We start from the raw sequence: 11078 nt of genomic DNA on the forward strand, positions 1-11078 counted from the left end.
ATTTGTCGTCGTATATAAACACAATGGAGCTACCTCTGGCAATATCCAACTCTATGTACAACAATTGGGTCGAGAAATTACGACTCAATTAAAATACAATCGACCGTTAGAAACCATTTTCTTTGGTGGTGGTACTCCTTCACTCCTGACTGTCGCTCAATTGGGACAAATTTTAGACTGGTTATCGATCGAGTTTGGAATTGCCAGTAATGCTGAAATCTCGATGGAAATCGATCCAGGGACATTCGATCTGGCCCAACTTCAGGGATATCTCCATGCGGGGGTAAATCGGGTCAGTATTGGGGTGCAAGCATTTCAAGACAATCTTGACATTATCCGGTCGATCGCATAATGTGGGCGATATTTACGATGCTGTCAATGCTACTTCATCAAAATATTGTCAAAGACTGAATAAGTCCAATTCACTGCGACTTCCGTACTAATCGTAACAGCACACAAATGTGATACCGATCGATGTTTAGTCAAGAGTTTTAAAGGTGATTCGAGCGAATTGACTTTTCAGACACAATCTAAATGCTTTATGCTAAATCTGCTTTCGATTCTAGTTTTATTGGGTTTACTCGTTGCTATCTTTTTCATCATCCAGTTAATGCTGTCTGCGATCCTGGATCTTATTTCCATCCTCGATCTTCCGTCTATCTCGAACGAAACATGGTGGAACAATAACGTCACAGTAGTGGAAGATTTAATTCAGCGTAAATTTCCAATCGAAGAAGAACGTATATTTACAGGTAAATATATTTCACATTGGGAAATCCCTCGATTTGAACTGATGTCGTCAGTAAATTGTCAACTAGATATTCCATTTGAGGGTGGTTGGGATTGGCTGGTGGAAGGCTTAAACAATCCAATGACAAGATCGGACTATACAGGAACATTCGACCTGAGCTTTCGAGGTAAAATGCTGGAGAGAGGTTGCTTCGGGCATATGTGTACCTGCTCTCATCGAATAGAGGTAATTGAAATTCTGTCTGTAATGCCCAGTTAAGCAGATCTGACGTTCTTCTGCGCGTCGCTGATATAAAATACGAGTAAACCAATGCCAACCGCAAGTGCACTCGAAAAACTGCGCTAAAATAGTTTAGCTATCATTCAATCTTTACATAACTATGACTCGTGCAATTATCGAAACCGCCAAAGGAAACATCAATATCCAGTTTTTTGATGCTGATGCGCCTAATACAGTCAAGAACTTTGTCGATTTAGCAGAAAAAGGTTTTTACGACGGATTGACTTTTCACCGCGTCATTAATAATTTTATGATTCAAGGTGGCTGTCCTCAGGGTACCGGAACAGGTGGTCCAGGCTATAAAATTAATTGTGAGATCAATCCCAATTTACATAAGGCTGGCACTCTCTCAATGGCACATGCAGGTAAAAATACTGGTGGTAGTCAATTTTTCATTTGTCATTCCCCTCAGTCCCATTTAGATGGCGTACATACTGTTTTCGGTCAGTCTGAAGATCTGGATGTCATCAATGCGATTAAAGGTGGCGATAAAATGATATCAGTCAAGATTCAACACGACTAGTCGTTTGAGATGGGCGTTCGACTAAGCTTATATCTGGTACTGGAAACAAAATCTCTGGTTAATTTAGGTAAAGGTTAAGGATGTGGATGGAAATCATAGCAGTTTCCTAGGGCGATTAAGACATCCCGACCATTACTGTTATATCCCCGACTTCTCGAAGAAGTCGGGGATATGTCCCGACCAGATTGGCAGTTGTCATAAACGTCTTCATCTTCTTTACCACAACATAATTATCAAATAACTTGTGAGTAGAATTCGGCAAATTTTGGAAATTGGTAGTCCGATCTTACGACAACGATCGACCGCAATTGTTAATATTACAGATCCGCAAATTGACGATCTGATTGTGGATCTAATTGCTACTGCTGATGCTGCAAATGGTGTGGGGATTGCGGCTCCGCAAGTAGCCTCATCCGTGCGGTTATTTATCGTCGCTTCGCGTCCGAGTCCACGCTATCCGCACGCGCCAACGATGGAACCAACTGCGATGCTCGACCCTCAAATTATAGCTCGATCTGACGAACTTATCCCTAGTTGGGAAGGTTGTCTGAGCGTACCTGGAATGCGCGGTTTAGTGCTACGAGACAACGCGATCGAGGTAAAATACTTCACTAGGTATGGGGAACTAGTCCAACAAGAACTAACTGGATTTGTCGCTCGAATTTTTCAACACGAGCTCGATCATTTAGATGGAATATTATTCCCCGATCGAGTCCAAAAACCTACTGACTTAATTACCGAGTCAGAATACCTAAAAATTGCCTTCGACTAGCAATAGTTATTTAATTATCAATTGTTAATCAAATAACTATCTTGCGCCACTACTGAAAAACTTGAAAGTTACTAAAAAGCAGCCAAAATTGATGGTGGCGATCGCTAGTGCGCCAAATAGTAAACCTTTACTAAATCCTTTAACTCTTCGCTTTACCGACCAACGCAACAAGGGTAAGACATAAATCAATTGGATCAATCCAATCGAGAAAATTACCGATATGAAAACTGGTGAGAGGGTATTTAAGAATAGAGCGATAAAAATAATTAGAATATCAATCCCAAAGACGGTAACGATTCCGGCGATCGCATCGCCAATGTGAGACTTTTTCAAAATTGGGGTTCTTTGCATAACTATATTTCTAGATAGTACAGTGTCGGTCGATGCTCACTGCTATGGTTAACTCAAAACCTGGGGGTTCTGGCTAGTTTGCGAACATCGATCCTCGTTCAGCCATAGTACTTAGACCAGAATGGGATTGCGTCGGTCTTGAATTTTAAAGCAGGAGCCGGAATTGTGAAAGTTTAATCCAAAATTTCCTCAATTAGCGACCATTTATGGTCTATCTTACCAGACTACACTATCTACATCTAAAGATTTATTTAAGAATCAGCCTATTTACTTAAGTTGCGTTTTAGGTTTTCTAGTTCTTCATCAGCCTCCCACCGCCGAAATTGAGCATCTAAAGGATCGGTAAAATCACGAGTACTGGTATAATTATTTACAGAGCCCCAACTATTAGCATTGTTGCTAGTTTCAGCTTGAGTGCGAGCGGTTTGTGCTGCGGCGGATTTGGCTTTGACTTCGGTGCGCCGATTTTTGATGGTTTGGAATAACTCGGTAGCCTTCACCTTACGGTCTTTTAAGCCCTGCATTTTGCCCCAAAGTTGGTTTCCTTGGGGGAGGAGGGCATTGACACGATCTTGGGCTGCTGTGGCTAGATCCGATCGTCCAGCGGCGGTGGCTTTTTGGACTCGATCGTACCAATTTTTGATATCTTGAGCGGTGTTGAGTATTTCTCTCTCGACTTGTTTTTCTTGTGTTTGCAAGTCCACAATTAACTGAAGTGTATCAGTTTCCTGTTGAGCGAGTTGTTCTTCAATTACCTGTAATTCCAGGTGTGGATTTTTGCTGAGAAAGTCATCGATCTGACTTTCTAGAAACCGCTTCATGTCTTCGAGTAAACTCATGATTTAGAGGGTAGAGGGTAGGGGTTGAGCACTCGTGTCAACTTGCAAAAATGGCAACGAGCTGAGGACGTTTTAGCCACTGCTAAAATCGTGATTGGGACGAGAAAATGAGACTTTCAGCACCTACAATTTCCTTAAGTTGACACGTATGGGGGTTGAGGCACTAAAGCTAGGATTGAGGTGGATTAGCTTTGCGAACCCATTTTGATGATTTTTTAGGAACAGGATACGGTGAGCACTACTCACCTGATGGATAAGAAAAGGGCGAATCCCTTATTCACTAAATATTCACCATCCACTACCCCCTACCCTCTAATTTTAGAATTTCTGACCGACATAGATCGATCGAATCTCACCACCTTTTCTTTTGAGAATTACTTCACCTTTGGCGATAGATAGTACAGACCAATTGCTAGTACCGATTTTCTGACCGACGTTAACTGTTTGGCTACGTCCATCGACCTGAAAAACGGCATTGGGACGATTACCATTTGGTAGTGTTTTGACCAGAGAAATCGGTGTTTTGATGAGAGTTGGGGAAATTTTGCTGGGTGCTGTTGCAATTATCTCAGTGGGATTAGGTGCGATATTATTAGCCCGATTGGGCGCGATCGGTGCTGCAATTATACCAGTGGGATTGGTGGCGATCGGTGTTGCGATATTAATTTCTGAAGTCGTTTGGGGCTTGACAGACTCGATTTTTGAGATCGATTTTTGCATATATTCAGCAAATTTGGCATCCTCTGGCGAAACTTGTGAGGATTGGAAGGGGAGCCAACTGGTATCGATATTTTTGGGTAGCTCGATTTTGCGTTCGTTAACCAGCCAGAGTAGTATACTACCAGTCGCGATCGAAGTAGCCCCGATCGCTAACAAGGCTTTCAGCCACAGCGGAAGGCGTTTCTTCGCTGGTTTTGATGGCTCGAATTCCACAAATTGTTGGGGTGCAGAGAATTCGGATTGGGGTAGATAGGCTTGAGGTTGTCGAGTTGTATAGTCGGTGGAACGTGATGGTTCGGCGGTGTACTGAGCACGTCGATCGTAACGATCGACTTGTGAGGATCGAGTGTCAGGTTCGAGATTGTCGCCGAGGAGTTCGTCAATGTCGATGAATAGTCGATCGATCGATCGATCCGCATGGGCATTGACTTTGGCGAGAATATCGCGGTTGAGATTTGAAGACGGCGGTTGGGAAGATGCGGGATTTTGGTTAGTCATGGGATAGGGGTTAGGGGATAGGGGATAGAGGTTAGGGGTTAGGGGTTAGGGGTTAGGGGTTAGGGGTTTAGGGGTTGGGAGGCTTGCGTCTCTCTATTCCCTATCCCCTAACTTTACTGCATTCGATCGATCGTCCGATATTGAATGGCTTCAGCAATATGGGCGGGTTCGATGGTGTTTGCATCTGCGAGATCGGCGATGGTTCTGGCGACTTTGATAATGCGATCGCTAGCTCTAGCTGATAATCCTAACTTACGAATGGCTGTTTCTAATAATTGGCGACTGCGATCGTCTAACGGACACCAGGTTCGTAGCTCGCGACTTTGCATCTGAGCATTGCAGACAATAGTTGGTACCGACTCAAACCGCTTACTGGCTCTGTCGCGAGCCGCTTGAACGCGGGGGCGAACTGTTGCCGAATTTTCCCCTGTGGGCTGGTTGGTAATCTCCTCTGGTTTGAGCCGATTTACCGCCACCTGGAGGTCAATTCGATCCATCAGGGGGCCGGAAAGCTTTGCCCAATAATTCTCGCGCTGACGGGGATTGCAGGTACAAGCTTGGATCGTATCTCCATAATAACCGCAGGGGCAAGGATTAGTACTAGCGACGAGGGTAAATTGGGCAGGGAAGGAAACAGATTGACGGGTGCGGGAAATAGTCACATGTCCATCTTCCAATGGTTGACGTAAGAATTCGAGGACATCGCGCTTAAATTCGGTTAGTTCGTCAAGAAATAACACCCCGCGATGAGCCAGGGAAATCTCCCCAGGGCGCGGAAAACTACCACCACCGACGAGGGCGGGGCCAGAAGCCGAGTGATGTGGGCTACGATAAGGTCGATTGCAAACCAGAAAACCTCGTTCTTTGAGTAAACCAGCAACGGAATGGATTTGAGTCACCTCTAAAGCTTCGGCGAATGAGAGCGGCGGGAGAATACCAGGTAAACGTCGCGCTAACATTGTTTTACCACTACCCGGCGGCCCGACGAAAATTAAATTGTGTCCGCCTGCAGCAGCAATTTCCAGGGCACGACGGGCATGTGCTTGACCTTTGACATCGTGGAGATCGGCACAGTCTAGCTGAGGTTGGGCTAGTTTGCCTGTAATATCTACCTTAACTGGCTCAAATTGTTCGGGATGATTGAGAAAAGCGATGACTTCTGCCAGATCTTGCAACCCATATACCTGTAGCCCAGCAACCACAGCCGCTTCGCAAGCATTGGCGGCTGGTACTACTAATCCAGTCATGCCCATTTTTTTGGCAGCAGCGGCGATCGATAGCACTCCCGTAACTGCGCGTAAACTGCCATCTAAGGACAGTTCTCCCAAAAATAGGTAATCTCCTAGCAACTCCCCACTAACCTGGTCTGAGGCGGCTAATATGCCCACACAGATGGGTAAATCGAAACTTGGCCCTTCCTTGCGTAAATCTGCAGGGGTGAGATTAATCACGATCCGGCGGATTGGATAGGCGGAACCGGAATTTTTGATCGCTGTTTTAACCCGCTCCTTGCTTTCTTGCACCGCCATATCTGGCAATCCGACGACGGTAATTGCTGGCAAACCATTGGCAACATCTACCTCGACTCCCACTTTGACTGCATCGATGCCAATAATTGTTGCACTCCAAACTCTGGCTAGCACAGCGATCTTCCCGTTACTCGTTTTTGTTAGTTAAGCATGAGACTTTGGCGGATAACAAGGATCGAATGTCTTAATTTAGGGATTAGGCTTTGGGCTTTAGGCTGTAGGGTTAGAACAGAAGGTTTAGCTGTTTAGGTATATCAAATCGAGTATTGTTAATTTTTGTGTTAGGTTTTGATTGTTGCTTTGTTTTGAAAATATATCAAAGCTTGATGCGTTCGCTAGCATCGATACAACTTTGCCCCAATGCCTAAAGCCTAAAGCCTAACTATGAATCTCTCCACACTAATCCTCACTGCCCTTGCTGTCGGCATGATGTTTGGGACTATTTTAAATACTACATTCCCACTAGCGATCGAACCATTAGATCGATATTTATTAGCACCGATTGGGGCGGGATTTTTGCGGATTATTCAGTTCGTGGTTGTGCCGTTGATTTTTTCTTCGTTGATTCTGGGAGTGAATAAGATTCAGGGCACGGGGCAGGTTGGCAGGTATGTACTAAAGCTGATGACTTGTTATGTTGTCACCAGTACGATCTCGCTGTGTATTGGGATGACGGTGGCGATATTTTTACAACCTGGGGCGGGGATGACAGGGTTAGAGATGCCTGTAGCAACTAGTACTGTATCAGCTCCAGACTCGATCGAGTGGTTAGTCAATCTGATTCCGATCAATCCATTGGGCGCACTTAGCGACGGTAATCTGTTACAAATTATTTTTTCAGCAGCCTTATTTGGAGCTGGAATTCAACTTGCGCAATCAGACGCAAAGCCTTTTATCGAGTTGATGGAAAGTATTTACATTATCAGCGAAAAAGTGCTGTCGGTAATTCTCTATGTTGCACCAGTTGGTGTCTTTGCGTTAATTAGTTCGACAATCGCAACTCAGGGATTAGGATTAGTCGTGCGGCTGTCATGGTATGTTGTCGGGCTATGGCTTTCGACAGTAATTATGATCCTATTCTATGTCGTTGTTTTGATCTTGCTCAAAGCCGAGCCAGCTAAGTTTTTTAGCAGTTTAAAACCATCATTCTTTCTGGGATTTGGTACGGCAAGTTCTAATGCAGTATTGCCGATGGTATTGCAAAATATGCAAGAAGGTTATGGATTGCGATCGGAAATTGCTAGTTTCGCTCTACCCTTGGGCACAGCCTTAAAACGCGATGGCGCAACCATCTTGCAAGGCTTTAATGCAATCTTCATCGCCCAGATTTATCATATCCCACTCACCCCATCATTATTATTTACGATCGGACTTAGTAGTTTCTTAGTTTCCTTCAGCACCCCTGGCGTACCTGGCTCGGCATTAATTACCATGACCACAGTTTTATCTGCGGCGGGATTACCATTAGAAGGGATTGCTATTGTCGCGGGGATCGATCGATTGACTGATGGTTTCAAGACTGTACTCAATGTGGTGGGAAATAGTAGTAATGCCATCCTCCTCAGCCGATGGGAACCAGCTCCACCAGTAATAACTAAAGAATTGGTGGTTGCGCCAGTTCGCGAATCAGGTTACTAAAAAGTTATGAAGTAAGTCAAATTAATTTGAGGTGTCAGAGATGGTTGCTGCATGAGAATCTGTCTTTAAAGAAAAAGTAGGACATGTAAGGTAATTGTTGCAGCAGATCGATACTATCCGCAGACAGCAAATTAAGTACCTAGTCAAAATTAATTACACAAGATTTTGGCTAGATGCCTTTTCAATAAACGAATTGAGAATCATAAATATGTAATTAATTCTGCTCTGTTACTTACTAGTTAAATTCAGAACTCGAAGATTACTAATATTTTTGTATGAATATAGATTTTCAGTTACATCAACGGTGGATAGCTCGATCGATCGAGTTGGCTACAAATGCCGGAAATGCTGGCGAAGTACCTGTCGGAGCGATAATTATCAACCCTGATGGCGAAATAATTGCTGAGGGGGAAAATCGGCGCGAACGAGATCGAGATCCGACTGCTCATGCGGAAATTGTGGCAATTCGAGCGGCGGGAGCATATTTAAACAATTGGCACCTCGATCGATGTACGCTATATGTCACTCTGGAACCCTGTCCGATGTGTGCTGGGGCGATTGTGGCTGCACGGTTGGGATTGTTGGTATATGGTGCTGATGATGCTAAAACTGGGAGTGTGCGCACGGTGCTAAATATTCCCGACAGTGCGGCTTCCAATCATAAGTTAATGGTTATTGGTGGTATTCTCGAATCGACTTGTCGTCAACAACTACAGGATTGGTTTCGTCAGAAGCGAAAGTAATAGGTCTCTGATTTTTGACATTAAGTCTGAAGCTGGATGTAGGAGTGGATATTCGATCGTAAACTAGAAAAAAAGTAGGGTGGGCAATTAATGCCCACCCTTGAGGTTTTAGGTAGTGATTACACTTCCTCTGTTACTTCGATATCTCCTTCGAGTTCTAGATCCTCTTCGCCATTTGATGCAGGCACGATCGCTACTGCCATAATTGCATCATCATCATCTAGCTTTTGCACCCGTACCCCAGTTGCCATGCGGGATTGAGAGGAGATAGCATCGATCGCTTGACGAATAATGATCCCCCGATTGGTGACGATCATCATTTCTTCATCGGGATTGACTACTCGCAAGGCGGCTAACTTGTCACCTTTTTTGCGGAACTTGATCGAGAGTACGCCCATTCCCGCCCGATTTTGGAGCCGGAATTGAGTTACAGGTACCCGTTTTCCGAGTCCTCCAGTAGTAACTACCAGAATCCAAGGCCCTTCACCTGCTGGAACTGCGACATCTTCAGCTACAGTATCGTCGATATCATCTACGCCTGGATCTTCAATCGCCGCCACCATTTGGGCGATGACTTGGCTGGGCAAGATATCCATGCTGATTAGTTCGTCGCCTTTTTTGAGCGACATCGATTTAACGCCCCGTGTGGCGCGTCCCAATGGTCGTAATTGGTCGCGATCGGTGCGAAAATGGATGGTCATCCCATTCCGCGTACCGATAATCGCACTATCGCTTTCTTTGGCGCGACGTACCCACCGAAGTTTATCGCTTTCCTCTAGGGAAATCGCAATCAAACCGTTAGCGCGGACGCTGGCAAATGCCGAGAGCGCGGTCTTTTTGATGAATCCCTTCTGAGTGAGCATAATCAGGTACTCATCATCGCTAAACTCGCTCACAGGTACCACTGAGGTGATCTTCTCCTCGCGGGGAATCGGTAAAATTCCCATTAGCGCGGTACCGCGTGCCGTGCGGGACGATACGGGAATTTGGTAGGCTTTAACGGTATAGACTACACCTCGATCGCTAAATAGCAAGATCGTATCGTGATCGCAGCAGGTGAGGAAATGCTCGATCGCATCTTCTTCTTTCATCCCCGTGCCTTTTTTGCCTCTGGTGGCGCGGCTTTGGGTTTCAAAGGTGCTAACGGGCATCCGTTTGATATAGCCCTGCTCGGTGACGAGAATAAGCGACTTCTCGTTGGCGATTAAATCGGTATCTTCGAGATCGCCTTCGCTATGCTCGATCAGGGTACGGCGCGGGGTGGCAAAGGTAGATTTGATTTCAGCGATTTCGGTTTGGATGATGTCCAGGATCCGTTCGCGTCGGGCGAGGATATCTCGCAGATCGGTGATTTTGATCGTCAGCTCGTCATGCTCTAGATGAATCTTGTCGGCTTCTAATGCAGTCAGGCGACGCAATTGCATCTGAAGAATCGCATCAGATTGTAATTCTGATAACTGGAACCTGTCGATCATTTCCTGTTTAGCTGTCGCGGAATCCGCAGCACCCCGAATCAGCCTAATCACGGCATCCAAATTAGCTAGAGCGATGAGTAAACCTTGCAACAGGTGATCGCGCTCTTCGGCTTTCCGCAGCTCATACCGAGTCCGGCGCGTAATCGACTCAATCCGAAAATCAAGGAAAACGCTGAGAAACTTCTTGAGCGTGAGTAACTGAGGTTCCCCATTTACCAACGCCAACATGTTGCAACCGAAGTTAGTTTGGATCGGTGTTTGCTTGTAGAGATTGTTCAGCACCACGCGCGGATAAGCATCCCGCTTGAGTTCGATTACAATTCGCATCCCATCTCGATCGCTCTCATCCCGAATATCCGAGATTCCCTCTAACTTATGGTCATTAACCATTTCCGCGATCCGTTCGATCAGGGAAGCCTTGTTTGTCTGGTAAGGTAGCTCTGTAATGATAATCGCTTCTCGATCGGGTCTACCCTTATATTCCAGCGTCTCAATATTCGCCACACCGCGCATGGTAATCGAACCGCGCCCAGTTGCATAAGCCTCTTTAATCGGCCCAGTGCCCAAAATCTGCGCTCCTGTTGGAAAATCAGGGCCAGGGATATATTGCATCAATTCCATATCCGTAATCTCAGGATTGGCAATCAACGCCACCACCCCATCAATTAACTCACCCAAGTTATGGGGCGGAATATTCGTCGCCATCCCCACCGCAATCCCCGATGAGCCATTCAGCAACAACTGTGGAATCCTCGCAGGTAATACAGTCGGCTCCTGTTGCGAACCATCAAAGTTATCGGCAAAATCAACCGTCTCCGCCTCGATGTCGCGCAAGACAGCTTCCATCGTCAAAGCTTGCAAACGACACTCGGTATACCGCATCGCCGCAGGCGGATCGTTATCCACCGAACCAAAGTTACCATGTCCGTTAATCAACGGATTTCGCATCGAAAAATCTTG

At 45.6% G+C, this 11078-nt stretch carries 11 protein-coding genes; 6 read left to right on the forward strand and 5 right to left on the reverse strand.

Features of this window, described 5'->3' with window-relative positions:
• The 4 genes from RMO55_RS10725 to def form a co-directional block, all read left to right on the forward strand.
• Positions 1-352, forward strand: a 352-nt coding sequence (locus RMO55_RS10725; protein ID WP_396134257.1) for a radical SAM protein, incomplete at its 5' end; no start/stop codon positions are given.
• A gap of 189 nt (positions 353-541) precedes the next feature.
• The gene (locus RMO55_RS10730; protein ID WP_310426418.1) at positions 542-1009 is read left to right on the forward strand and encodes a hypothetical protein; all 468 of its coding nucleotides are present in this window, start codon (positions 542-544) and stop codon (positions 1007-1009) included.
• Between the two features lie 121 nt (positions 1010-1130).
• Positions 1131-1553, forward strand: a complete 423-nt coding sequence (locus RMO55_RS10735) for a peptidylprolyl isomerase (protein WP_310426420.1) — start codon at positions 1131-1133, stop codon at positions 1551-1553.
• Positions 1554-1797: 244 nt separating this feature from the next.
• Positions 1798-2325: a peptide deformylase gene (gene def, locus RMO55_RS10740; RefSeq protein WP_310426422.1), complete on the forward strand. Its 528-nt coding sequence runs from the start codon at positions 1798-1800 to the stop codon at positions 2323-2325.
• A 36-nt stretch (positions 2326-2361) separates the two neighbouring features.
• Here the strand turns inward: def and RMO55_RS10745 are convergent, their stop codons facing one another.
• From RMO55_RS10745 to RMO55_RS10760, 4 genes are all read right to left on the reverse strand, one after another.
• Positions 2362-2676: a hypothetical protein gene (locus tag RMO55_RS10745; RefSeq protein ID WP_310426424.1), complete on the reverse strand. Its 315-nt coding sequence runs from the start codon at positions 2674-2676 to the stop codon at positions 2362-2364.
• A 263-nt stretch (positions 2677-2939) separates the two neighbouring features.
• Positions 2940-3515, reverse strand: a complete 576-nt coding sequence (locus RMO55_RS10750; protein WP_310426427.1) for a TIGR04376 family protein — start codon at positions 3513-3515, stop codon at positions 2940-2942.
• 318 nt (positions 3516-3833) lie between these two features.
• The gene (locus RMO55_RS10755; RefSeq protein WP_310426428.1) at positions 3834-4733 is read right to left on the reverse strand and encodes a hypothetical protein; all 900 of its coding nucleotides are present in this window, start codon (positions 4731-4733) and stop codon (positions 3834-3836) included.
• Positions 4734-4846: 113 nt separating this feature from the next.
• Positions 4847-6376, reverse strand: coding sequence for a YifB family Mg chelatase-like AAA ATPase (locus RMO55_RS10760; RefSeq protein WP_310426429.1), 1530 nt, complete (start codon positions 6374-6376; stop codon positions 4847-4849).
• 270 nt (positions 6377-6646) lie between these two features.
• On the opposite strand from RMO55_RS10760, the gene RMO55_RS10765 reads away from it, so the two are divergent.
• Together RMO55_RS10765 and tadA are read left to right on the forward strand one after the other, a co-directional pair.
• Positions 6647-7900: a dicarboxylate/amino acid:cation symporter gene (locus RMO55_RS10765; RefSeq protein ID WP_310426430.1), complete on the forward strand. Its 1254-nt coding sequence runs from the start codon at positions 6647-6649 to the stop codon at positions 7898-7900.
• Between the two features lie 275 nt (positions 7901-8175).
• Entirely contained in the window at positions 8176-8643 is a 468-nt protein-coding gene (gene tadA, locus RMO55_RS10770; RefSeq protein ID WP_310426431.1) for a tRNA adenosine(34) deaminase TadA, read from the forward strand.
• Between the two features lie 119 nt (positions 8644-8762).
• On the opposite strand, the gene gyrA is transcribed toward tadA, so the two are convergent.
• Positions 8763-11078 (reverse strand): DNA gyrase subunit A (gene gyrA / locus RMO55_RS10775; protein WP_310426432.1); only part of this gene is annotated, 2316 nt, incomplete at its 5' end.

This window comes from Chamaesiphon sp. VAR_48_metabat_135_sub (assembly GCF_031418915.1).
In the GTDB taxonomy this organism is placed as follows: domain Bacteria; phylum Cyanobacteriota; class Cyanobacteriia; order Cyanobacteriales; family Chamaesiphonaceae; genus Chamaesiphon.